Below are 23,895 nucleotides of genomic sequence, written 5' to 3'. Positions count from 1 at the left end.
CCTCGTGCCGGTGACCATCTTAATGAGTGAATTTCGGACTCTGGATTCCGTTAGTTCCGCGATGTTCCTTGGAGCGGGTGCGGCTTCTTCCTACGCTGCGGTGTGAAAGGAAGCGCGTGATCTTGTGCGCCCGCGTTCCCGGGGCCGACCAATCCGATCCCAACCGCGCACCACCGTCGAATGACCAGGACAACGCTGTCCACTGTGGATAGTGATGTGGGGAGGGCGAGCTTTGATGAGAGACCGCAGTAGTGACGCGCTGCGCACTGCGAGACGGCTGCCGAGGAGGTTCGGGGCGTTTCTCGGCGTCGCGTCCTTGGCTGCCGCCGCCATGGTCGCCGATTCCGGCTACGGCCCGGCTCAGGCTTCATCGCAGGCTTCGGCGCAGCAACGGGCGGCGGGCAAGGGGAGCGTCGGCTGGGACACGTACCGCGAACCGGGCGGCTTGGCTCAGCTGCGCGGTTCGGAGCAGACGGGCCAGTTCTCCAGCTTCGCCAGGGACGGCAGCAACGACGACGGTTTCCACGGCACGTTCTCCTGCCTCCGCAACGGCGATCGAGGTTGTGTGATCGCGGAACGGGCCGGGGCGGGCGAGATCTCCTCGATCTGGTTCACCCGCGAACCGTGGGGTGATGTGACGGGCACCGGCAACATCGTGATCGAGCTGGACGGCCGCACCGTGCTGGACGCCCCGCTGATCGACGTGGTGAGCGGCCGCGTCGGGGCGCCGTTCGAGTGGCCGCTGGTCGGCAACGCCGACGACTCGGCGGGCGGTGCGGTGATCAAGGTGCCGATGCCGTACCGCGAGTCGATGCGCGTGACGGTGGAGAACAACCCGGACTTCTACCACGTGGATTACCGCTCGTTCGGCGACGCGGAGGGTGTCGAGACGTTCGACCCGGAGGAGCCGGCGGAGGACGTGCTGGCGCGGCTGCGGATGTTCGGCGTGGCAGACCCCAAGGACACTGATCCGGAGTCGGAACCGACGCGCCGCGATTTCGGTGTCGTGCCGGGCACGGCGGCTCCGGTGGCTCAGATCGAGGGGCCGGGCCAGATCAACGAGCTGCGGCTGCGCATTCCGCAGGTGGCGCCGAGTCCGCGAGTGGTCGACGACGGCCGTGCCTTCGGCGAGGGCGGCGGCAGCCGGTTCGACGCGGCGGTGGCTCCGGACAACGAGGGCGTGCGCATCGTGCGCCGCTCCGACCCGCAGGTGGCCGACCAGGTGGCGAGCCTCAGCGTGGACGGCGCCCCGGCCGGTGAGTGGCGCAGCGGTCCGGCGGCGCCGGGAGGCTGGGCGGTGCAGGCGATCGACGTGCCCGCCGAGCTCACCGCGGGCAAGTCCTCTGTGGAGGTGGCGAGCCGCTTCGTGTCCTCCTCGCTGGACGTCAACGAGTTCCGCTACGACGTGCAGAGCCTGGTCAACGGGGAGTGGGTGCGCACCGATGTGCTCGACGTGGGTCCCGCCCACCCTGGCGAGGAGGCCGCGCACGGCTACCGCATCGACAATCCGGTGTTCGCGCGGGAGAAGCTGCTGGGCCGCTACGGCTTCAGCCCCGAGGAGGTCGCGGCCTCGGAGCACGTGCTGGAGTCGGCGCGGCTGCGCATCACCTTCGACGGCAAGACGACGGTGGACGCCCCGATCGGCGAGTTCTTCGGTTCGGGCCTCGGTGAGCACGACGTCCGCAGCATGATGACGTCGATCGATCCGGGCGACGGCGGTTGGTACACGTCGTGGTGGCCGATGCCGTTCAGCAAGAGCGCGACGGTGGAGATCGTCAACGGCGGCGGCATTCCGATCGAGAACATGACGGCGGAGGTTTCGGCCGCGCCGAAGGAGATCGACGACAACACCGGCTACTTCAACGCCACGCACCACCGCGGCCGGACCGTGGAGGGCCAGGACTGGAACTTCCTGGACGCGAAGGGTTCGGGCACGTTCTACGGCGTGACGCACACGATGCGCGGCCTGATCCCGCCGAACGCGCCGGCGACGGACCGCAGGGTGCCGTTGTCGTTGCCGGAGACGAACGAGGTCGCCAACCAGCGCAATTACTTGGAGGGCGACGAGCGCTTCTACGTCAACGGTGAGGGAAGCCCGGCGTGGCACGGCACGGGCAGTGAGGACTACTACGAGTCGGGCTGGTACTTCCGGGACGGCACGACGTTCTCGATGCCGTTGGCGGGCAACCCGGCGCACGAGCTCAACGGTGACGGCTGCCAGTACGACTGCACGGGCGCGTACCGCTTGCAGGTGCCGGACGCGGTGCCGTTCAACGACGGCCTGATCGCGGACATCGAGCACGGCCCGAACAACGACGAGCCGGGCGATTACAGCTCGACGGCGTATTGGTACGGCGGGCATCCGGTGTCGCAGGAGAAGGTCGACGACATCGACCTGTCCGATCAGGGCAGCCGCGATTCGCACGGCTACACCGCCGATGGCGAGACGGTCGAGCCGTTGCGGTCCCGCTTCGAGGGCACCAACGCGGAGCACAGCGGGGAGGTCGCGGCGTCGACGGGTCCGGTGAGCTTCGACGTGGCGCTCGGCGAGGACAACGCGGGCGCGAGGCTGCGCAGGCTCAGCGATCAGGCGCAGGCCTACCAGCAGGTGGAGGTGCGGGTCGACGGTGAGTCGGCGGGCACGTGGTTGCAGGCGTTGGGCAATGGAACGCACCGCTGGCTGGAGGACGGTTTCGAGTTGCCCGCCGCGTTGACGGAGGGCAAGGACCAGGTGCGGGTGGAGTTGGTTCCGGCGGAGGGCGCTGCGCCGTGGACGGCTTCGCAGTACACGGTGTTCAAGTACTGAGTTCGCTTCGCTGACGGTGCCCGGTGGTTCGCGGACCACCGGGCACCGTCATGTCTCGGGGTAGCAGCGCGGGCAGGGCGCCAGCGGCCATTGGTTCCGGGCGGGCGGTACGCACACCGCTCCGCAGTCGGCGATCCCGAGCCGATGCGTGCCATGGGAAATCCGCCGCGAGTTGGCCGCGCTGACGTGATGCACCCGATCACTGGTGAACACACCGCGCCAGCCGTGCGCCGGGTCAGCCGCGGACATGCGCGGGCAACCAGAGCGTGCCGGCACGTCCGGTGCGATCGGGTGCGCCGCGCGTGCCGTGCGGGGGCAGTTCGAGCAGCTCGTAGACGACGTCGGCGACGGTGCCGTGCCGTTCCCACAGCGGCTTCGGGGAGCTCTGGTCGAGTTCGTCGAGCCGGTAGCGGGCGGCCGTCGCGTCGTGCCGGTCGTGTGCGACGTAGGTGTCCATCGCGCCGCGCGAGGCTCGAAATCCGTACACCGCAAGGACTTCGTCCCGGCTGGGCAAGTGCTGGAACCGGAACCCGGCGCGCACGCTCGCCCGGATCGCGGCGAGATGCGGGAGGAAGGAGGACTCAACTCCGGACTGCATTGCCACCCCCGGACGTCGGACGGGGACGTGGGGCCGGTGATCCGGTCGGGGAGGAGGGGAGACCACCGACCCCACGCCAGCGACGGGAGGTGTCGCTAAAGGGAAAAGTAACGGAGAATATTCACCGAGCATATTGCCCGATGGAGTGATCTCGGGTGCGGTTACGATGTCGCCGCTGATCAAGGGAGGCACCCATGCCGAGCACGCAGACGCGTCGCAAACGTCGTCTTGGTCAGTTCCTGCTGGGGCTTCGCGAAGCGGCAGGGATGAACCACGAGCGAATCGCCGGGCTGCTGCGCAAATCCCAAGCCACGATCTCCAAGATCGAGAACGGCTACAGCCTCTGCAACTTCTCCGAACTCGGGGCGATGCTGGCGTTCTACGGAGCGACCGATGAGCAGGCTGCCGAGGCTCAAGCCATGTGGGACGACGCTCGCCAGGACAGCAAGCGCGTCGAGCACTCTTCGTCTTCGCCGCCGAAGTATCGGGCCTACATTCGCGCGGAGGCCGATGCTGAAAGCGTCCGATCGCTCGCGACCGAGGTCGTTCCCGGGCTGCTCCAGACACCGGACTACGCGGCTGCTGTACACGCCGCAGCGCACCGATTCGTGGACGACACGATCTCGTACCGAGCGGTCGAGACCAAGCGTGCCAGGCAGAAGCGGTTGTCCGGTGCCGATCCGCTGCGCCTGCACGCGCTGATCGACGAGTCGGTGCTGCGCCGTCTGGTAGGCGGCCCCGAAGTCATGGCTGAGCAGCTACGTCAACTGGTGGACATGGCGGCACGGGAGAACGTGACAGTGCAGGTCGTTCCGTTCCAGCTCGGTGCTTACGGCACGTCCTCAGGTGCTGCCACGATCGTCGGCTTCAGTGAGGAAGACGACCCGGACGCCGTCTATCTGGAGTACCCCGGCGGCGGTGAGTGGGTAGAGAATGACCGCGACGTACAGGCGTTCGGTGCGATGTTCGCTGATATCGCGGATGCTTCACTCCCGCCTGCTGCGTCGGTCGACTGGATCCGATCACGGGTTGAGGAGCTAGAGGCACAATGAGGCAATACTTGACCTGGCGAAAGAGCAGCCGCAGCGGCGCGAACAACGAGTGCGTCGAGGTTGCGTTAGCCGCCGACCGCTCCGCGGTCCGCGATTCCAAGCTCGGTGACACCGGTCCGATCTTGAGCTTTGACGCCGGCGCCTTCGACTCGTTCCTCGGAGCCGTCAAAGCCGGGCGACTCGACGGCTGAATCCACCTCGGGGCCTTCGGCTGTCGTGGTGGGGGAGTTTTCCCGGAATCAACACGGGTACCGCCTGGTCTAGGTAGGGTGCCGCTCCGTGGATCAACGGTGGCAGCTGAATGAGGAAGACCTCGGGCCGGAGGAACCCCGGAACTCCGAGCGGTCGGAGCCGACGGACGGCCTGCTTCGAGGCCGGGACCCGGGGGGTGTCGTCACGGTCTGCGTGACCGACATCGGCGAATTCCGCTCGGTCGAGCTGGCCTCCGGATGGAGGAGCACTACTGATCCGCGCAGCCTGTCGACGCACGTCGTGGCTGCCGCGAACGACGCGACCATGCAGGCGGCGACCGTGCAGGCCGAAGCCGTGCAATCCGCTCCGCCCGAGGCTCCGGCCGCGCCCGCCGGAGGCATCTCCGCCTCCGACGAACCGATCACTGCTGCCGACGCCATGCAGCTGATCAACACGGTTTCCGCCGATCTGGAGGCGTTCAACCAGCGGATGACCGATGTCGTCGGCGCGACGGTGTCCGGCCAGAGCGGAGGCGGACACGTCCGGGGAACCGCGCGGCAGGGCCAAATCCTGAAGCTCGACGTGGACGCGACCTGGTGCAGCGCCGCCCGCAACACCGAGATCGAAGGCGAACTCACCGACGTCTTGCAGGCCCTGCGAGACAAGACCTCCCCGGCGGACTTGACCAACGGACCGCAGAGCCCCGCGATCTCGCAGCTGTACGCGCTGGCGAGCGACCCGCAGCGACTCCTCCGCCGCCTCGGCCTCGTCACCGAGCCCACGAAGGGACCCTGATGGCACCCCCGAACGGCGAAGGCATCAAAACCGCCCTCGACGCCATGCACACCGACGCCGCCCTGTGGCGCGAACAAGCCGAAGCCATGAACAGCACGAAGCAGGCAGTGGAAACACTGCGGATCAACGAGGCCGACAGGTTCTACCTCAGCGATGAGTTCGGCCTGGACGACACGTTGGAAGAGCTGCGCACCGCGATCGAGAACATGCTCGGCCAAGGGCAGCAGTATTTCAACAAGATCGCCGACGATCTGACCGCTGCTGCCGAGCAGTACAAGGCCGACGACGACGCCGCCGTGCAACAGCTGAACAAACTCGTTGGAGAACACCCGTGACCGCGGCCGCCGGCGATGACGTCATCCACATGGTGAGCGGAAAACTCACCGAAGCCCAAGAGATGGTCCATAAGCTCTACGACGGCGTCAACCAACTCTTGAGCTGGGTACCCGAAGCTTTCATGCACTTGATCGAACCGATCAAGAAAGGCATGGAGGAGTTCGGGAAGCTCCAGCTGAAAGTTTTCGAGGAGATTTACGAATTCATTGAAAATCGTGGAAATATTGGGCTTCTGCGCGAAATGTCCGAGCAGTGGAGTGGGCAGGTTTCGGCGCCGCTGAAATCCATTGCCGGTGCTCTAAACCTGGATAAACATCGCAGCAACATCGAGTGGGAGGGACGCGCTGCCGAAGCGTACAAGGCTCTGGTGCCGGGTCAAGCTGGTACGGTGACCGGCGTCCAGGGAGTCGCCGACAAGATGGCTACTGCGTTGGATGCACTCGCCAATGCGGTTCGGATGTTCTGGGTCTCCATCGCGTTCGCAGTCGTTCTGTTTGCCGTTGGATTGGCAGGTGCAATAGCTGGACTGGCGGGAATTGCTACGGCACTCCCGGCTGTTGCTGGACTCGCCGGAGTTATCACGGTGGTTCTCGGTCTTATCGGGTCGGCTGTCACAGCGTTCATCACGACGGTTCAGCCGATCAAGTCTCAGGTCAAGGTGCTCCAGGGTGCTCTCGACGGACTCGGCGAAACCTGGTCGAAGCCGGGTAACGGGGTGGATTTGAGTGACGGAAGCGCCAGTGACGGCGATGCTTCGAACTGGGAGTCTCGATGATTGTTCCGATTCCGGTCGGACCGCCCCCGCCGCCCCATTATGTTCGGGTGTCGTTCGAATGGGAACGCAGGATGAAGCTGAGGCTGCTCCTCGCCGGGCTGGTGCTGGTCATCCTTTCTCCGGTAGTCGCCCTGATCGGGATACCGTGGACGTTCTTCCTGCCGATCGCCGATGATCCGTTGTCGTGGCTCACGGCGGGTATGATCGGCGTGTCCGCCTTCTTTTCTTGGATTGTCGGCTTGTGCTGCTTATTTGGGCAGGCGAACTTTCGTGGCGGCTGTATCAACGTAGCCGGCGCTCGTAGCGTTCTTCGGCAGTCGGTGGTGTGGCTTATCGGAACAGTGTGTACCAGCGGCCTGAGCGTGGCTTGCCTGGCTCTTATCGTTGGAACTTCGGCAGGGCGCAGTTATGGTCCGATCAGCCTGGATCTGGAGCTATGCTCGTACCTGGGTCTCGCGGTATTGCCGGTCGGTATGGCCGGAGTCGCTTGGGGCGTCCTGCTGAAGTCCATGCGTCCTGATCCGCAGTAAACGCTGTAGCGGTGTCGTTGCTGGCATCCTGCCCTTACTGCCGGAACAACAGAGGAATCTGGAAATGGTCGTAGTTATTCCACATGTTCCGCAGCCGCCGCCGAGGTACATTCCGGTGTCCGCTGGGTGGGCTCGGCACGCGAAGCGATGTCTTTTGGTGGCCGGGCTGGCGTTGCTGCTGGTATCGGTACTGGTCGGCGTGGTCGGAACGCTGTGGGCGTTCAACCTCGCGGTCGTGGGCGGATACGCATTGGCCACGGTGATGTGCACAATGCCGGTAACATTGTTTGGAATCGCGCACGGGTCGGGCGTGATGCTGGCGCAGTCGTGTTTCAAGGCCGGGTGGCTGGAAGTGAACGGTGCGACCGGAACCCGCCGCGTTGGGTTCGTTCTGACCGGGGGTCTGTTCGCTTTTGGAGGTCTGTCCGCGGTCTTCCTTCAGATTTTCTCCGGCGGTTCTGTCGAGGTCCTTCCATTGACAGGATTTCTGTTTCTCCCCATGGTCTTTTCCTTCGTCGCCACGGTCGTCGCGTTCGCGGTGCTGCGGTCGGATCTGCCGGGAGTGCGGTGAGTGGGTCAGTTGAGTCTGGTGATCAGCGGTCACGTCCCCTGCAAGAGGCAGCAGAGTCACGGAACGGTTGAGATCTCGCTCTCCTCGTTCGGCTCTCCGTCGTTCGTCTCAGCTCGTTGCTGACATGGGCGCCCTTGCTCGCATGGAGCTGTTAATGCAGGTCAGGAGAATGTGCAAATCTCTTCCCTGGAAACCATTGGGCTGAACGGGTGGCGATCACCCTCAGTGCGTCACCAACTACTGTGTTGATCGTCATACCGGTAGTTGAGTAGGTTCGCGCACGCGTAGATGCCCGAGCGTGCACCATGCTCAGCTGACGCGTGGACATGCCAGGGGAGGAAGCATGACCGGGTTCAGAATTGACCCAGAAGCACTTGAGGGTGCGATCCGGAAGCTCGAAGAGGCTCGGGATGAAGCCCAGGAACTAGCGCAGTCCTCGCGTGGGGCTATGCCGAAGGAGCTCACGGCGAAAGACTCGATCACGGGAGAGGCTCGTGCGCTCTTCACTGATCGCGTTAATGGCGCGGATGCTTCGCTGCAGGGCTCGGCGAACGCCATGATTGATAAGTTGACGGCGAAAATTGAAGCTTATCGGGCAACGCTTGATGAGTATCGCAGTGCTGATGAAAATGCATCGGTCGATGCGGGTCAGATTGAAAGGCGGTCGTAGAGGGATGTCAAAGAGTTTGTCCCATCCCGTGTTGCGGACGCTCGTCGGGTTCGTATCGTTGGCGGCCCTGGCTTCTGGTTGCGCGGTCGGGTCGGGGGGCGATAGTGATCCGGTGCCGCAAGGATCCCCGTCCGGTCAAGGTTCTGGGGTGAAGGATCCGAGGGATGCGTCCGCGGTGGAAGTATGTTCCTTGCTGAAGCCGCAGGATGTGCAAACTCTAAATCTTGAGCCTCAAGGGCAAAAGATGAAGGATGCACTGGATCCGAGCTTGCCTGAGCATTGCAAATGGCGCTCTTCCGGTGGGGAGACCACAGTTTCTTTGAGTGTTCTTCCGGGGCGGTCCCTGCAGGTGTACCGCGACAATTCGGCTGGCTTTGTCGATTACGCCGAGTCGGAAATCGCTGGACATCCCGCTGTTCAGGCTAATGATGACGACCCTGCGAACGGTAGTTGTGCGCTTTATCTGGCCACTAGAGATGATGAGATTCTCTATTCTTTCGCTACCGAGGCAAATGGTTCTGGCGCCCCGGTTGATCCGTGTGGTCTAGCTAAGAAGGCTCTCGAATCTTCGGTTCCGGCATTGCCGGCGGCCAGCTAATTGAGGGGGAGTTAGTTTATGGTTGCATCTGATGTAAATGCGATGGCTTGCTATGCCGGAGGCGCGAAACAGCTTCGCGCCAACATGGCAGGTTCTCCTGACTCTATGGAACTGCCTGCGGCCCTCGATCGCGGCAGTGATGCGTGGGAGCGGGCTGCCGGTAAATTCGATGGACTAGCTGTCAAGATTAGCGATGCTCTTCGTGCTGCTGAGGCTGCACATGAAGGGCGCGCCGCGGATGCGGCGAATTCTTCGATTAATGAAATCGTGCCGCATGCTGAGGCGGCGTCTCAGACTGCAACTGGTGTTGCGTCGGCGCTGGGCAAGCAGGCGGAGTCGCAGGTATCCACGTTCCGTGACATTCCGAGTAACGGTGAGACGCTTTCCAACGGTCGTCCCGTGCAGCTTGATCCGCCGGAGAAGGGGTGGGTCGATGATCACGACGACACTTGGTACCTCGGCTGGGCCAGCGACTACGAAGAGCGGCAAGAGGACTTCCAGCTGACCAACGACCGAGCGACCGAGGTTCAGGAGCGCTACCAGCGCGAGACTGAAGCCAACCTCGCTGCGGTTCCCGAGTTCCAGCCGATGCCCGGTGAGCCTGCCAACGCCACCCCGCCCGGGGCCACCACGCCGTCCGCTCGTGACGCGATGGGGAGTTCGCAGTTCAGCGGCGTTTCGTCCGGTGGGGGAGAACCGGCGGGGAGTTCGTCGTCGTGGGCTTCGTCGCCGGTGGCCGGTGGTGGGGCTCCGTCGCTGGGCGGTGGTTCTGGTGCCGGTGCTCCTCCGGCTGGATCCGGTTCGGCTTGGGCGCCTTCGTCGCCGAGCGGTGGCCTGCCTCCGGGAGTGGTGCGCGGTCCGGACGGGACGCTGTACCGCCAGAACCCGGGGACCGGGGCTTGGGAACGGCAGAACCCGCACAACGGTCGCTGGGCGCAGTCGCCCAATGGTGGTCCTGGCGGCGCTGCGGGCGGTCGTGGTGCTGGTGGTTCCGCTGGTGGAGCCGGTGGTCGCGCGGGCGGACTCGGCGGAGGTGCCGGGGCCGGCTCTGGCGTCGGTGGGCGTGCCGGTGTTGGTGGTCTCGGTGGTGCCGGTGGCGGTGCTCCCGCGGCCGGTGGTGCCGGAGCGGCCGGTGGCCGTGGCGGCGCGGGTGCTCCCGGTGCCGGCATGGGCGGCGGTGGCCGGCGCGGCGGTCAGCAAGGCGACGACGCCGAGCACGAGCGGCCCAGCTGGCTCATCGAGGAGGAAGACGTGTTCACCAACGACATGCGGGCAGTGGCGCCGCCGGTCTTCGGCGACTGGGAGAACCAGGACCGCTGATGAGCCGAGGCAGAATGTCGATCAGCCCGTTGGCCGCCGCCTACCTGTGCGAGCGGTTCGACAGCCACCTGCATCCGCTGCTGCGGGTGGGGCGGCTCGCGGGCGAACCCACCGAGGACGAACGCACCCGGGCCTCCCAAGCGGGCAGGCAGGACCTGGTTCGCCTCGGCTACCTCGAACGCGATGATCTGCATCCGTTCCTGGACGACTCGTGGCAACTGCTGTCCAAGCCGCCGCTGGCGGTCGGGGTGGCGGTGCACGCCAAACGCGGGACCTCGTTCAACGCGGTCTGCGTCGAACACGGCCGCGCCACGGTGCAGGCGTACCAAGCCGATGGCGAGAGCAACGACGACCTCCAGGACATCGTGCTCAGCAGGCAGGAATTCGGCGGCCCGGCGGGAAACGCGGTCGAACTGATCGGCAATCTGACCCCGGGGCGCGGCGGAACGGCGAGCGTGCCGACCGACGTGCTCGACAACGCCACCAAGCGCAGGCGCAACAACCCGAACGGGACGTTGCTCAACGCGCTCACCGGGGCGGGGGTGAAGAGCGCCGACGCGCGAGTGCTGGTGACGGTGCTCACCGCCGAACGTGAACTGGACGGGGTGTTCACCGCCCGCAGCCACGATCGGCGAGTCGGCCGCACACACCGGCCGCCGTACTCGGTGTCGTTCTTCACCGGCGCCGACGGCTGCTACATGACGCAGAAGCGCGAAGGCGGCGACGGGCGGCAGTGGTTCACCGTCGCCCCCGCCGACCGGCGCAAGCTCACCGCGAAAATCGAGGAGATGCTCCGGATGGTGGCTGTGTCCGCCGCCCGGTGACTCAGGTGGTGCGCCGGGTGCTGCCGCGTGCGACGAGGTGAGCCGACAACGTTCGCGTGGTCGGCTCACCTTGGTCGCCGCTGATGCGGCGCAACAACAACTGCGCCCCCACCGAACCCATGTCGTAGGCGGGTTGGGACACGACGCTCAACGGCGGATCCAGCAACGTCGCCCACGGTGCGTCGTCGAACGCGATCACTCCGACGTCGCGGCCCGCCCGCAGACCCAGCTCGCCGAGCGTTTCCAGCACGCCCACGGCCATCGCGTTGTTCGCGACCAGCAACGCGTCCGGCGGCTCGTCCTGGTCCAGCAGCTGACGTGCCGCTCGGCGGGCGCCGGTCGCGCGGAACTCGGTGTGCCGGACCAGGCCCGCGTCCGTGAGGCCCGCCGTGCGCAGGCCGTCGCGGTAGCCGTCCAGGCGCGCGTCCGCCGTGGGCATGCCGCTCGGGCCGGTGAGGCAGCCGATGCGGCGATAACCCTGATCCGCCAAGTGCAGCGTGGCGCTCTTCGCGGCGTTGCCGCTGTCCACCACGACCGTGTCCCCACCGCCCGGCAACGGACGGTCCAACGCCACGACCGGAGTGCCATGCGCGCGCAGCAGAGCCGCGCCCTCCTCCCGGCCGGTCGGGGACAGCAGGACGCCCGCGACGCGTTCCTGCAACGCCACGTCCAGGTACTCGCGTTCCTTCGCCGGATCGTCGTCGGAATTGCACAGCACCACCGAATAACCCGCGGTGTGCGCCACGTCCTCGACGCCTCGGGAAATCGCGGTGAAGAACGGGTTCTCCACATCCGAAATGATCAACGCGAGGACCGCTGTCTCCTGTTTGCGCAGGTTGCGGGCCGGCCCGTTCGGGCGGTAGCCGAGCTCGTCGGCGGCCGCCGCCACCCGCGCCGCCAACTCCGGGTCCACGGTGCTCTTGCCGTTGAGCGCACGTGAGACCGTCGCGGTGGAAACCCCGGCCCTGGCCGCCACATCACTGATCGTCGCCACCGAACCTCCTGATGTCGGCTGGCCGCGTGGTTGCGGCGCGGATTCCTTGACAGCCTCGGCAAGCCCAGAATAACTTCCGAGAAAACGATTGCTCATAACCCGGTCGGTCAACGGTGAACGAATTCGGGTGGCGGCGGCAGGCGCGGAACCCCCAGCGCAGGCACGCCCGATGCGTTCCCAGGCACCGCCGGGCGCGGCGAGAGTTGGCACGGAACAGGCACGTTCACGCAGCGGGACGGCCCGTTCCGGAACCCGTTCGAGGATCCCGTTCGACGCGATCCGGAACCCCACCTCCGGACGCGACCCTGGCACGTTCCGCAGAACCTGGGAGGACCCGTGGCCCGCATCGGTGTGGTCGGCATTTCCGACGGTCGTGATCATGTGCACGCTCGCAACGCGGAATTCATCCAAGCCAAGCAGGACGCCCTCGTGGCCTCACTGCGGGCTGCCGGACACGACGTCGTAGCAGGTGACGACCTCGTCGCCACCAACGTGCTCGCCACCTCCGTGGCCCGCGCGGTAGCGGCCGCCGACGTCGACGTCACCGTCTTCTACTACACCGTCTGGTGCTTCCCGCACTTCACGATGCTCGCCGCCGACGCCACTCGCAGCCCGCTGGTGCTCGTCGCCAGCACCGACCCCACCGAGCCCGGCCTCGTCGGAATGCTCGCCGCGGGCGGCGCCCTCGACCAGATCGGGCGCAAGCACACCCGAGCCTGGGGCGCCCCCGACTCGCCGGAGCTCGCCGACGCCATCGGTGTCCAAGCCACCGCCGCCGCGGCCGTGAAATCCCTGCGCGGCTCCACCTTCGGGCGGTTCGGCGGGCGACCCATGGGCATGAACACCGCCGTCGCCAACACCGACCAGTGGCAACGCCAATTCGGCATCGACGTCGAAGAGATCGACCAGTACGAACTCGTGCTGCGCGCCGACAAAGCCGACACCGCCGAAGCCCGCAAAGGCCGCGAGTGGATCGAGCAGCACGCCGCCGGAGTCCACTACGACGGCAAGAAACTCACCCCTGAGCTGCTCGAACGCCAGATCCGCTCCTACATCGCGGTCCGCGACATCATCGCCGAACGCAACCTCGACTTCTCCGGCATCAAAGGGCAACCGGAACTCACCGAGAACTTCGCGACGATGGACGTCACCGAAGCATTCCTCAACGACCCCTACGACTGGAACGGGCCGAAGGAAACCCACGTCTGCGCCACCGAAGCCGACATGGACGGCGCGCTGACCATGCAACTGTTCAAGCAGGTCGCCCGCACCCCGGTGCTGTTCGCCGACGTGCGGCACTACCACGCCGACCGGGACATCTGGGACCTGTGCAACTCCGGGCAGCACGCCACCTGGTACGCGGCGCGCAGCGACGACCCCGCCGAGAACCTCGCCAAGGTCAACTTCTACCCGGAGGTGTTCTTCTTCCCTGCGGGCGGCGCTTCCGTGCAGCACATCGCCGCGCCAGGACAGATGACGCTCGGCAGGCTCACCCGGGAAGCCGGCGAATACCGGCTGCAGATGATGCTCGGCGAGTTCGAGAGCTACGACGACGACACCAACCGCGCCCTCGTCGAACAGTCCACGCCGGAATGGCCGCACGCGTTCGCCCGGCTCGACGCGCCCGGTGACGTGTTCCTGTCCAAGTTCGGCGCCAACCACCTGCACGCCGTCCCCGGCGACCACCGCGCGGCACTGCGCGCCGTCGCCGAGCAGCTCGGCGTGCGGCTGGACGAATGGACCCGCGGCTGACGTGCTCGGTCGCTGAGGCAAACCCGAACAATCTGAATCGGGCAAAGCCAAAAACTGGCGTGGTGCGGCTCGGTTTCGCTCCATGCCAGGTCACAGGCCACGTTCAAGGGCCATCGGCCGGAATCGGACTCCGGCCGATGGCCGACCGGGGACCCCGCAAAGTCCGAAACGGACAGGAGTGCGGATCACCCGGACGAGGGGTCTTTACGATGCCGCGGGGGAACACCGGACGAGCGGGAGGAACAGGCCATGTCTGAGGGCTTGCTGATCGGAGTCGACATCGGAACGTCGAGCTCCAAAGGTGTGCTGGTCACCACCGACGGGCGGATCGTCGCCCGGGCGACCCGGCCGCACGAGACCTCCTACCCGCATCCGGGCTGGGTCGAGCACGACGCGGAATCCGTGTGGTGGAACGACTTCGTCGGCATCGTGCGAGAACTCGTGCCCGCCGCCGAAGGCCGCAGCATCGAAGGGCTCGGCGTCAGCGGCATCGGCCCCGTGCTGCTGCCCGCCGACGGGGACGGCAACCCGCTGCGGCCCGCGATCCTCTACGGCGTCGACACCCGCGCCACCACCGAAATCGCCGAGCTCACCGAGGAATTCGGTGCCGACGAGATCCTGCGCCGCGGTGGCTCCGCGCTGACCAGCCAGGCCGTGGGGCCGAAGATCCGGTGGCTCGCCAAGAACGAACCCGAGGTGTACGCGCGCACCGAGAAGCTGCTCATGTGCAGCTCCTACCTGGTGCACCGGCTGACCGGGCGCTACGTGCTCGACCACCACTCGGCGAGCCAGTGCGACCCGCTCTACGACCTGCAGGCGCGGGACTGGTCGAAGGAGTGGGCGCAGCGCGTCGCCCCCGACCTGCCGCTACCCGAACTGGCCTGGCCCACCGAGATCGTCGGAAAGGTCGGCCCGCAAGCCGCCGCCGAAACCGGGCTGCCCGAAGGACTCCCCGTCACCACCGGAACCATCGACGCCTGGGCCGAAGCCACCAGTGCGGGCGTGCGCGAACCCGGCGACGTGATGCTGATGTACGGCACCACGATGTTCTTCGTGCAGGTGCTCACCGACCCGCGGCCGCACTCCGCGCTGTGGGGGACCTGCGGAGTCTTTCCCGGCACGTACACGCTCGCCGCGGGCATGGCGACCTCCGGTGCGGTGACCGACTGGATCCGGCGGCTCGTCGACGGCGACTTCGCCGAACTCGTCGAGCAGGCCTCCGGTGCGCCCGCCGGGAGCCGCGGGTTGCTGCTGCTGCCGTACTTCGCGGGGGAGCGGACGCCGATCTTCGACCCCGACGCCCGCGGTGCGCTGCTCGGGCTCACCACCAGCCACGGGCGGGCCGAGGTGTATCGGGCCGCGCTGGAAGGCATCGGCTACGGGGTGCGGCACAACCTGGAGGCGATGAGCTCCGCCGGTGGCCGCGCCGGGCGGCTCGTCGCCGTCGGCGGCGGCACCCAAGGCGGGCTGTGGACGCAGATCGTCTCCGACATTTCCGGGCAGGAGCAGCAGGTTCCGAGCGAGACCGTCGGAGCCGCCTTCGGCGACGCGCTGATGGCGGGCGTCGCCACCGGCACCGCCGTGAACGAGCGCGACTGGAACCCCGTCTCGCGCACCGTCGTCCCCGACCCGGCGCGCACCGAGCGCTACGACGCCTTCTACCAGCGCTACCTGGAGCTCTACACCGCCACCGCCGACATCCAGCACTTCCTCGCGGCCCAACAGCACGCCGCCGACTCCTGAGCCGCGGCGGGCCTCGATTCGAGTGAGCGGACCGTTCGTCCAGTCTCGTTGGGCGAACGGTCCGTTCACTCATTTCGATCAGCTGTCGCCCAGCGGCTGCGGCTGCGGGTTCGGAGTGAGCGGACCGTTTGTCCAAGGGGATCGGACGAACGGTCCGTTCACTCCGCTCCGCTTGTGCTGGGTGTGCGTGGTCCTGTGGTGAGTGAGCGGACCGTTTGTCCGATCTAGTTGGATGAACGGTCCGTTCACTTGTTTTCGGGCAGGCTGGCGCCACTCGAATGGGTGAGGGGCTTGTTAAGGTCCTTGGCGGTCGGCGCCGGTGATCGGAGCCAGTGGTTCCGGGAGGGCGGCATGGTCTCGGCGCGGCGGTTCTGGCGAGCGGTGCTCTCAGGAACGGCGGCGCTGACCGTCGGCGCGCTCACCGCGGGATGCGTCGCCTCGTCCGAACCGGGGAACGGGACGCTGATCGGCGCGGCCGCCGCCGACCTGGGGGCGACTCGGGCGATCCCCGATCAGGTGTACGCGCAGCGTCCGAGCGGCCCGCTCTCGCTCGACCTGTTCCTGCCTGCGGGCGACGGGCCGCACCCCCTCGTCATCTACGCGCACGGCGGCGGCTGGGACGCGGGTGATCGGGCGATCGACGGGCGCCTCGCCGCCGGCGGAGCCGCCGAGTCGCTGGCGGCCGAACGGATGCTGAGCAAGGGCTTCGCGGTGGCCACGGTGGACTATCGGCTCAGCGATCTGGTTCCCGCTCCGGGGCAGGTCGAGGACGTCGCGGAGGCGGTCCGCTGGTTGCAGCGCCACGCCGGGGGCTGGCGGCTCGACTCGGAGCGCGTGGTGCTGTGGGGCGCTTCGGCGGGTGGGCTGCTGGTCTCGCAGCTCGGCGCGGTCACCGACGATCCGGCCGAACCCGGCGGCGGGCTCACCGGAATCCGTGGTGTCGTCAACTGGTTCGGGCCGACCGACCTGACCGTCGAAGCGGAGCTCGCGAACCCGCAGCTGTCCGACTACTCCCGCCGCACGGTGCGGAAGTACCTGGGCTGCATGCCCAGCGAATGCCCGCGGCACGCCGACGCGGCCAGCCCGATCCGCAACCTCTCCGGCGCCGAACCGCCGTTCCTGATGCAGCACGGCACGAAGGACTCGCTGGTGCCGATCAAGCAGAGCCTGGACTTCGCGGACGAGCTGCGCGAGCTCGGGGTGGAAGTCGCGCTGCACCCCTACGACGACTTCGACCACGGCTTCACCCCGGGCCGAGCGTCCCGCTGATCGTCGACGCGATGGACGCCTTCCTCACCGAGCACGGCTGAGTCAGTTCTCCGAGACCTCCCCGACCAGCCCTTCCTCCTCCCGCCGGACGGAGCCGATGGAGGCCGAGCCGCCCGCGCTCTCGGCCAGCGGCTGCACGGCGCCGCGGAACGATTCCAGCGCGTCCAGTTCCCGGCGGCGGGCCGAGACGAACCGCTGCAGGTGCGTGCTGGAGAGGTTCACCGCCTCCACCGCGCCCGAGGCCGCCCGCTGCGCGCGGACCGCCTGCGAACGCACCTGCTCGATGTCCTCGGCGATGGTGCGTTCGGTCGCCGCGAACAGCGCTGCCGAGGCGAGCACCGCGAAACTCGTTGGGCCGCACAGGAAAACGCGCTTGTCGAGCAGCCAGGACAGCAGGCTCGGATCGGTGTCCAGCGCGGTCACCACGGCCGCGTCGGAAGGCACGAACATGATCGTGCCGTAGATCGCGTCCGCCCAGCGCTGGTAGCCCTTGCCCGCCAGTTCCGCCGCGCGGGAGCGGATGTTGCGCACGTGCACCCGCAACGCCTCGCCGCGCTCCTGCGGATCGTTGGTCTCCATCGCCTCCGCCCACACCGCGAGGCTGGCTTTCGCGTCCACCGGGACCTGCCTGCCGCCGCCGACGGTGAGCACCAGGTCCGGCCGGGCGGCGCCGCCTCCGGCCAGGTCGGTCTGCACGCTGAAGTGCACGCCTTCGCGTAGCCCGAGCGACTTCGCCGTTTCGACGAGCACCTGCTCACCGAGCTCGCCGCGGCCGGTGATCGACGCGAACGCCACCTCGTAGCGACGCAGCGCGGCCTGCTGCTCGACGGTGCGGGCGCGTTCGGTCTCGACCATGCGCAGCGCTTCGTCGGCGCGGCGCGCGGAGTCGGTGTAGAGCCGCCAGATCAGCAGCAGCGCCCCCGCGAACAGCAGCATCAGCACGATCATGACGGCGGTCAGCACGCCGGTACCCATGGCGATCTCCTTTCGGCGGGGAACCCGATCATTCCGCATCGCCCCGACAATCCGGCCGCGATCGCCGCGAGCTCCGCGTGATCGGCCGGACGCGCGGTGTTTCTCCTGCTGGGCAAGGGTGATCCGACACGCCGAGGCATGTCGTGCACATGGCCGCCCAGGTGAATGGCCCCGCTGCCCAGGCCTCCGTCAACGGGGTCGTCCACTCCAGGAGGCCGGGCTGGTCAATGGCCCGTTCGACCGGTGAGACCGGGTGAAGGAGGCAGCGGCAAGTGAGCGGTTCGCGACGCGATGGGTGCGGTGCGTGGCGGTGTCGGGTCTCCCGCCGACGCACCGCGATCAGGGTCGGAGGGGTTCGGTAGCTTGACCTCCATGCGGGTGCTGCACACCTCCGACTGGCACGTGGGGCGGACGTTCCACGGCCGTGACCTGCTCACCGAGCAGGAAGCGGTGTTGTCCGGGCTGGCCGACGTGATCTCCGACGAGCACGTCGACGTCGTCGTCGTGTCCGGTGACCTCTACGACCGCGCGGTGCCGTCGAGCGAGGCCGTGGAGACCTGCGTGCGCGTGCTCGGCCGGTTGCGGGCGGCGGGCGCGCAGCTGGTGGTGACACCGGGAAACCACGACTCCGCGGCGCGCGTTGGAGCGTTCGGCGAGTTCGCCGCCGCGGGCGGCCTGCACCTGCGCACCCGCATCTCCGAACTGCACGAGCCGGTGCTGCTCGACGACGAGCACGGGCCGGTCGCCTTCTACGGAATCCCTTACCTGGAACCGGATCCGGCCCGGCAGGTCCTCGACTCCACCACCGGCGCGCCGGGCGCGGGCGCGGTCGAGAAGCGCGGACACGAAGGCGTGCTCACCGAGGCGATGAACCGCATCCGCGCCGATCTGGCGGCCCGCACCGACGCGACCCGATCCGTGGTGCTCGCGCACGCCTTTGTCACCGGCGGCGACACCAGCGACTCCGAACGCACCATCGCCGTCGGCGGCGTGGACCACGTCCCCGGCGCCGTGTTCGACGGGGTGGACTACGTCGCGCTCGGACACCTGCACGGGCCGCAACGGCTCGCCGAGCACCTGCGCTACTCCGGTAGCCCGGTGGCCTACTCGTTCTCCGAGGCGGCGCAACGGAAATCCGTCTGGCTGGTGGACCTCGACGCCACCGGCTTGAGCGAGGTGCGCCGCCACGAGCTGCCCGTGCCGCGCGAACTCGCGACCGTGCGCGGCGAACTGGAAGCGCTGCTGAGCGAACCCGAATACGCGGCCTACGAAGACTGCTTCCTGTCCGCGACCCTCACCGACGAGGTCCGTCCGGTGGACGCGATGCGCGCCCTGCAAGAACGCTTCCCGCACGCCGTCCACCTGGAATGGCAGCCCGCCGGTGGGCGGGCCACCGCGGAACTGCGCTACTCCGAGGCGGTGCGCGGCCGCGACGACCCGGCGGTGGCCGAGGGCTTCGTCGCCGACTGCCGAGGCTCCGAACCCACCGACGGCGAACGTGCGCTGCTGGCCGAAGCCCTGCACGCCGTGCAGATCGCCGAGGTGCGCGAATGAGACTGCACCAGCTGACGATCAGCGCGTTCGGCCCGTACCGGGACCGCGCCGAAGTGGACTTCGACGCGCTCGGCACCGACGGCCTGTTCCTGCTGCACGGCGACACCGGCGCGGGCAAGACCAGCCTGCTCGACGCGATCTGCTTCGCGCTCTACGGCGCCGTGCCCGGCGCGCGGGAGCAGGTCAAACAGCTGCGCTGCGACACCGCCGCCGACGACGTGGCCACTTCGGTCGAGCTGGAACTCACCGTGCAGGGCCACCGGCTGCGCATCGTCCGCAGCCCCAAGTACGACCAGCGAAAGAAGCGCGGCGAAGGCATCACCACCCGCAACGCGAAAGCCTCCCTGACCTGGGTGAGCGAAGCCCCCGAGGGCGCACCGTCGGAAGGTTCCGCCCGCATCGACGAGGTCAACCGCACGGTGCAGCGGCTGCTCGGGATGAGCGTCGACCAGTTCACGAAGGTCGTGCTGCTGCCGCAGGGCGAGTTCGCGAACTTCCTGCGCGCGGAGACCACCGAACGCGAGAAGCTGCTGGAGAAGCTGTTCGGCACCCAGCGGTTCGCCGACGTCGAGCAGTGGTTCGTCGACCACCGCCGGGAGCGCGGCCGCGCCGTGGAGGCGCACACCCAGCGGGTCCGGGAGCTCGTCGCTCGTGTCGCCCAGGTCGTCGGACAGGACCCGGAGGAGGGTGCCGACGAGCGATTCTGGCTGGAGGGCTGGGAAAAGCACCTCGCCGCCGAACTCGACGAGACCCGCCGCGCCCTCGCCGAACTCGGCGAACGCCGCGAAGCCGCGGACAAGGAACTGACCGCGCGCCGCGAGCTCGCCGAGAAGGTCCGCCGAGTCCGCAACGCCCACGCCGACCTCGCCGAACTCGACGAGCAGCGCCGCGACCACGAGCAGTGGCGTGTCGAACTGGACGCGGCGCAACGCGTGCTGCCGGTGCTCACCGTCCGCCGCGCGCTGACCGAGGCCGAGACCGAGCTGGACCGCGCGGAACGCGAAGCGGGACACGCTGCGACGGACTGCCCCGGCGTGGACACCGACGCCTCGCTCGATGAACTGCGCTCGCTGACGGGCACCCACCGGGAACGTGCCGGTGCGCTCGCCGAGCTGCTTCCCGAAGCGCGGCAACAGGAAACCGACCACGCCCGGATCACCGAGCTCACCCGCGGCATCGACGCCGACGAGCGGACGAGCGCCGACCTGGCCGAACGCCAAGCCGCGCTGCCGGAACGCATCAGCACCGTCCGCGCCCGGCTCGACGAGGCCAAGCAGGCCGAGACCCGCCGCGAGCAGGCCGACGCGAAAGTCGCGGAACTCGCCGAACTCCTGCGCACCGCGCGCGCCGTGCCCACGGCGCGGCAGGAGCACGACCAGGCCGCCGCGGCCGCGCAGCGGGCCGTGGACGTGCACCAGCAGGCCCGCGAAACCCTGCTGGACCTGCGTGATCGCAGGCTCGCGGGCATGGCCGCCGAACTCGCCGCGGGCCTCACCGCCGGGGCCGCCTGCCCCGTGTGCGGTTCAGCGGAGCACCCAGAGCCGCGCGCGGCGGTGGACGATTCGGTCACCGCCGACGACGAAGAACGCGCCCAGCACGCCGAACAGCAGGCGCAGACCCGCCGCGAAGCGGCCGCCGCGAAGGAAACCGAAGCGCGCAGGCACCTGGACCTGCTGCTGGAACGGATCGGCGACCGCAGCACCGACGACCTCGCGGCCGACACGGCCGCCGCCACCGAGCAGCGCGACGCGGTGCGCGCCCTCGCCGAGCAGGTCCGCGACCGCACCGAGGAGCTCGCCGAGCTGGAGTCCTCCGCGCAGCGGCTCACCGAACAGCGCGGTGAACTCGATCAGCGGATCGCCGCCGCCCGCACCGAACGCACCGGCCTTCAGTCCACAGTGGACAGTCGTGCCGCGCGGCTGGACGCGGCCCGCGGGGAACACTCCGGCATCGCCGAGCACCGCGCGCACCTGCTCGACCGGGTCGCGCGACTCGACCGCCTGATCACCGCCCGCGGCACCCGCGACGAAGCGGAGAAACGCCTGGCCAAGCAGCGTGCCGCGCTGCGTGCGGCGGCCGTCGAAGCGGGCTTCGACGGCACCGACGACGCACTCGCCGCCGAACGCGACGAAACCCGGCGCGCGGAACTCACCGACGCCCTCACCCGAGCCGAACAACGCCGGGCCACCGCGCGATCCACGCTCGGCAGCGAAGAACTGTTCGGCATCGACGCCGACACCGAGATCGGCCTGGAAGCCGCCGCCGAAGCCGCTACGACCGCCCGCGAAGCCGCCGAACGCGCCACCGCCACCGCGCAACGCGCGGAGCAGCGCGAACAGGACGTGCGGCTGCTCGCGACCCGGCTCCGCGCGGCCTGGGACGAACTGGGTCCGGCGCTCGCCGAACACGCCGAGCTGGAGGCGCTCGCCGACGTCGTCAACGGGCGCGGCCAGAACGCCCGCAAGATGTCGCTGCGTTCCTACGTGCTGGCCGCCCGGCTGGAGGAGGTGGCGATCACCGCGACCCGCCGGTTGCAGCGGATGAGCGACGGCCGCTACTCGTTCGTGCACTCCGACGCCGCAGGCGCCCGCGGCACCCGTGGCGGCCTCGGACTGGACGTGCTCGACGACTACTCCGGCCACACCCGCTCGACGAAGACGCTCTCCGGCGGTGAGTCGTTCATGGCCTCGTTGTCGCTGGCGCTGGGGCTCGCCGACGTCGTCGCAGGAGAGACCGGTGGCGCGCTGCTGGACACCCTGTTCATCGACGAAGGTTTCGGCTCGCTCGACGCGAACACCCTGGACCTGGTGATGGACACCCTCGACGAACTCCGCGCAGGAGGACGGGTCATCGGTCTCGTCTCGCACGTCGACGAGATGCGCCAGCGCATCGGAGTGCGGCTGCGCATCCGCAAGTCCCGCGATCGCGGCTCCACCATCGAACTGGACACTTGATCTCTTGGTTCCTGCTCGCCGCATGCCCCCGGGTGGCGGAACTCGGCGCCGTTTCGCCGCCACCGGCGGCGCGTTTTCTGACGTAGCGGCCTATTCGGCGGGGTCCGGTGCGACGCCGGTTGCGGCGGCCGTGAACTCCCACAACTCGCGGGCGAGCTCCGGGTCCCGCGCGGCCGTTGAGCGGCGGGCGGGTCCGGCGGGGCCGCGCGTCTCGAACGGCCCGGTCGGTCCCGTGTAGTCGCCGCCGCGCACCGGCCCGGTGGCGGCGAGGAGCTGGGGCGCGACCCCCGCGGAGACCGGCTGGGAGAGGAGCCGTTCCGGGATCAGGAGCAGGCGAGCACGCCAGGTTCCGCCGCGGGTGAGGCTGTTGTTCAGCAGTTCCGACACCGTCAGTCCCGGATGGGCGGCGACCGACAGCACCGGTTCCCCGGTCAGGCGCAACCGCCGATCGAGCTCCGCGGCGAACAACAGGTTCGCGAGTTTCGAGGCCCCGTAGGCGAGCGTGGGTGAATAGCGTCGGCGATCCCAGTGCGGGTCGCTGAGATCGAGTCCACCGGTGCGGTGTCCGAGGCTTGATGTCGTCACGACCCGAGCGGGCAGCTCGGAGCCGCCCGCTGCCCGCAGCGCCGGCATCAGCAGCCAGGTCAGCGCGGCCGGGCCGAGGTGGTTGGTCCCGATCTGCAGCTCGAACCCGTCGCGGGTTCGCTCATGCGGACCCAGCGACACGGCGGCGTTGTTGATCAGCACGTCGACCCGGTCGCCGGTGCGTTCCCGGATGTCCGCGGCGGCGGTGCGGACCGAGGCGAGATCGGCCAGATCGAGCATGACGGCCTCGGCCGAGCCCCGGCCGTCGAGTCCGGCCCGCACCTGTTCGACGGCCGCCGCGCCGCGTTCGGCGTCTCGAACGGTCATCAGCACGCGGGCACCGGCCTTGGCCAGCGCACCGGACAGGGCGAGGCCCAGACCGGACGTAGTGCCGGTGACCACGATGGTGCGGCCCGCGAGGTCGGGGAGGGGTTCGTGCGGCTGTGCCATCGATATCTCCGGTGCGCTTGTCGAGTGATCCTGCCGTTGTGGTGACGCGCAGCGGCTAGGCCGCAGCCGCACTTCGCCTCCGGGCCGCGTCCGAAGTGCTCAACGGGGAGGCTCACTCACGGTATAGGGAAGGCTGCTGGTGTTCGCCGGAGCCGGCCATCGTTGATCTCGGCGGCGCGTTCGGCAGGGGCGGGTGACAGTGGAGTGGTTCATCCCTAATGTCGGGGTCATGGCTCAATCCATGATTCGACGATCCCGCGGACTCAAGCTCGTCGGTGGGGTGGCGGGCGCGATGCTCGCCCTCACCGTCACCGCAGGCTGCAACGACCCCGTCGCGCCGCCGCAACAGCAGCAAGAGCAAGAGGACGGCGGCAACCAGCAGGACGGCGGCAACCAGCAGGACGGCGACGACCAGGACGACGACAACGAGCAGAACGGCGGCGACGACCAGGACGACGACTGAGCCGCGGCTCGGCAATCGGGTGCGGGTCGGCTCGTGCCGGCTCGTGCCCGGGCCACCTGCGTTGATCGACCCCCGGACCACCTAGACTC

The 23,895-nt window shown here is 68.3% G+C and carries 22 protein-coding genes; 18 read left to right on the top strand and 4 right to left on the bottom strand.

Going from position 1 to position 23,895, the window contains the following annotated elements; genetic code table 11:
* Positions 1 to 235 precede the first annotated feature (235 nt).
* Entirely contained in the window at positions 236 to 2,806 is a 2,571-nt protein-coding gene (locus H2Q94_RS26740) for a glycoside hydrolase family 172 protein (RefSeq protein WP_243789917.1), read from the top strand.
* A 235-nt stretch (positions 2,807 to 3,041) separates the two neighbouring features.
* Here the strand turns inward: H2Q94_RS26740 and H2Q94_RS26735 are convergent, their stop codons facing one another.
* Positions 3,042 to 3,404, bottom strand: coding sequence for a hypothetical protein (locus tag H2Q94_RS26735; protein WP_243789916.1), 363 nt, complete (start codon positions 3,402 to 3,404; stop codon positions 3,042 to 3,044).
* A gap of 194 nt (positions 3,405 to 3,598) precedes the next feature.
* Between H2Q94_RS26735 and H2Q94_RS26730 the strand changes: the two genes are divergently transcribed.
* The 11 genes from H2Q94_RS26730 to H2Q94_RS26680 all read left to right on the top strand — a co-directional run bounded on the left by H2Q94_RS26730 (position 3,599) and on the right by H2Q94_RS26680 (position 11,067).
* On the top strand, positions 3,599 to 4,456 hold the full coding sequence (locus H2Q94_RS26730) for a helix-turn-helix domain-containing protein (protein ID WP_243789915.1): 858 nt from the start codon (positions 3,599 to 3,601) through the stop codon (positions 4,454 to 4,456).
* Positions 4,453 to 4,647: a DUF397 domain-containing protein gene (locus H2Q94_RS26725; RefSeq protein WP_243789914.1), complete on the top strand. Its 195-nt coding sequence runs from the start codon at positions 4,453 to 4,455 to the stop codon at positions 4,645 to 4,647. Before H2Q94_RS26730 ends, H2Q94_RS26725 begins: the two co-directional genes overlap by 4 nt.
* 88 nt (positions 4,648 to 4,735) lie before the next feature.
* A complete protein-coding gene (locus H2Q94_RS26720; RefSeq protein WP_243789913.1) occupies positions 4,736 to 5,443 on the top strand; it encodes a YbaB/EbfC family nucleoid-associated protein in 708 nt (235 codons plus the stop codon).
* Positions 5,443 to 5,778: a hypothetical protein gene (locus tag H2Q94_RS26715; protein WP_243789912.1), complete on the top strand. Its 336-nt coding sequence runs from the start codon at positions 5,443 to 5,445 to the stop codon at positions 5,776 to 5,778. Before H2Q94_RS26720 ends, H2Q94_RS26715 begins: the two co-directional genes overlap by 1 nt.
* Positions 5,775 to 6,554 (top strand): hypothetical protein, encoded by a 780-nt coding sequence (locus H2Q94_RS26710; RefSeq protein WP_243789911.1) that lies wholly within the window; start codon positions 5,775 to 5,777, stop codon positions 6,552 to 6,554. Before H2Q94_RS26715 ends, H2Q94_RS26710 begins: the two co-directional genes overlap by 4 nt.
* Positions 6,555 to 6,601: 47 nt before the next feature.
* Positions 6,602 to 7,084 (top strand): hypothetical protein, encoded by a 483-nt coding sequence (locus tag H2Q94_RS26705; RefSeq protein ID WP_243789910.1) that lies wholly within the window; start codon positions 6,602 to 6,604, stop codon positions 7,082 to 7,084.
* 157 nt (positions 7,085 to 7,241) lie between these two features.
* The gene (locus H2Q94_RS26700) at positions 7,242 to 7,655 is read left to right on the top strand and encodes a hypothetical protein (protein ID WP_243789909.1); all 414 of its coding nucleotides are present in this window, start codon (positions 7,242 to 7,244) and stop codon (positions 7,653 to 7,655) included.
* 343 nt (positions 7,656 to 7,998) lie between these two features.
* Positions 7,999 to 8,325 (top strand): hypothetical protein, encoded by a 327-nt coding sequence (locus H2Q94_RS26695; RefSeq protein ID WP_243789908.1) that lies wholly within the window; start codon positions 7,999 to 8,001, stop codon positions 8,323 to 8,325.
* Positions 8,261 to 8,923: a DUF3558 domain-containing protein gene (locus H2Q94_RS26690; RefSeq protein ID WP_309501085.1), complete on the top strand. Its 663-nt coding sequence runs from the start codon at positions 8,261 to 8,263 to the stop codon at positions 8,921 to 8,923. The genes H2Q94_RS26695 and H2Q94_RS26690 overlap by 65 nt, the downstream gene beginning before the upstream one ends.
* Before the next feature lie 399 nt (positions 8,924 to 9,322).
* On the top strand, positions 9,323 to 10,243 hold the full coding sequence (locus H2Q94_RS26685) for a hypothetical protein (protein ID WP_243796049.1): 921 nt from the start codon (positions 9,323 to 9,325) through the stop codon (positions 10,241 to 10,243).
* Complete coding sequence (locus H2Q94_RS26680; protein ID WP_243789906.1) at positions 10,243 to 11,067, top strand: ESX secretion-associated protein EspG; 825 nt, start codon at positions 10,243 to 10,245, stop codon at positions 11,065 to 11,067. Before H2Q94_RS26685 ends, H2Q94_RS26680 begins: the two co-directional genes overlap by 1 nt.
* A gap of 1 nt (position 11,068) precedes the next feature.
* Here H2Q94_RS26680 and H2Q94_RS26675 read toward each other — a convergent pair whose 3' ends face one another.
* Positions 11,069 to 12,061 carry a LacI family DNA-binding transcriptional regulator gene (locus H2Q94_RS26675; protein WP_243789905.1) on the bottom strand — a complete coding sequence of 331 codons (993 nt, stop codon included), beginning with the start codon at positions 12,059 to 12,061 and terminating at the stop codon, positions 11,069 to 11,071.
* A gap of 336 nt (positions 12,062 to 12,397) precedes the next feature.
* Between H2Q94_RS26675 and H2Q94_RS26670 the strand changes: the two genes are divergently transcribed.
* The 3 genes from H2Q94_RS26670 (at position 12,398) to H2Q94_RS26660 (ending at position 16,825) form a co-directional block, all read left to right on the top strand.
* The gene (locus tag H2Q94_RS26670) at positions 12,398 to 13,813 is read left to right on the top strand and encodes an L-fucose/L-arabinose isomerase family protein (protein ID WP_243789904.1); all 1,416 of its coding nucleotides are present in this window, start codon (positions 12,398 to 12,400) and stop codon (positions 13,811 to 13,813) included.
* Between the two features lie 249 nt (positions 13,814 to 14,062).
* Positions 14,063 to 15,556, top strand: coding sequence for an FGGY-family carbohydrate kinase (locus H2Q94_RS26665; protein WP_243789903.1), 1,494 nt, complete (start codon positions 14,063 to 14,065; stop codon positions 15,554 to 15,556).
* A gap of 351 nt (positions 15,557 to 15,907) precedes the next feature.
* Positions 15,908 to 16,825, top strand: coding sequence for an alpha/beta hydrolase (locus H2Q94_RS26660; protein ID WP_243789902.1), 918 nt, complete (start codon positions 15,908 to 15,910; stop codon positions 16,823 to 16,825).
* Positions 16,826 to 16,867: 42 nt separating this feature from the next.
* On the opposite strand, the gene H2Q94_RS26655 is transcribed toward H2Q94_RS26660, so the two are convergent.
* Positions 16,868 to 17,800: a DNA recombination protein RmuC gene (locus H2Q94_RS26655; protein ID WP_243789901.1), complete on the bottom strand. Its 933-nt coding sequence runs from the start codon at positions 17,798 to 17,800 to the stop codon at positions 16,868 to 16,870.
* A 372-nt stretch (positions 17,801 to 18,172) separates the two neighbouring features.
* Between H2Q94_RS26655 and H2Q94_RS26650 the strand changes: the two genes are divergently transcribed.
* Entirely contained in the window at positions 18,173 to 19,354 is a 1,182-nt protein-coding gene (locus H2Q94_RS26650; RefSeq protein ID WP_243789900.1) for an exonuclease SbcCD subunit D, read from the top strand.
* Positions 19,351 to 22,308 (top strand): AAA family ATPase, encoded by a 2,958-nt coding sequence (locus H2Q94_RS26645; RefSeq protein ID WP_243789899.1) that lies wholly within the window; start codon positions 19,351 to 19,353, stop codon positions 22,306 to 22,308. The genes H2Q94_RS26650 and H2Q94_RS26645 overlap by 4 nt, the downstream gene beginning before the upstream one ends.
* A gap of 90 nt (positions 22,309 to 22,398) precedes the next feature.
* Here H2Q94_RS26645 and H2Q94_RS26640 read toward each other — a convergent pair whose 3' ends face one another.
* Positions 22,399 to 23,343 (bottom strand): SDR family NAD(P)-dependent oxidoreductase, encoded by a 945-nt coding sequence (locus tag H2Q94_RS26640; protein WP_243789898.1) that lies wholly within the window; start codon positions 23,341 to 23,343, stop codon positions 22,399 to 22,401.
* A gap of 229 nt (positions 23,344 to 23,572) precedes the next feature.
* Here H2Q94_RS26640 and H2Q94_RS26635 point away from each other — a divergent pair, with 229 nt between their 5' ends.
* Positions 23,573 to 23,806 (top strand): hypothetical protein, encoded by a 234-nt coding sequence (locus H2Q94_RS26635; RefSeq protein ID WP_243789897.1) that lies wholly within the window; start codon positions 23,573 to 23,575, stop codon positions 23,804 to 23,806.
* The last annotated feature ends 89 nt before the right edge of the window (positions 23,807 to 23,895 follow it).

The sequence above is a fragment of the Saccharopolyspora gloriosae genome, from assembly GCF_022828475.1.
In the GTDB taxonomy this organism is placed as follows: domain Bacteria; phylum Actinomycetota; class Actinomycetes; order Mycobacteriales; family Pseudonocardiaceae; genus Saccharopolyspora_C; species Saccharopolyspora_C gloriosae_A.
Note: the sequence above shows the minus strand (reverse complement) of the source record. Positions and strands in the feature narration are given on the sequence as shown.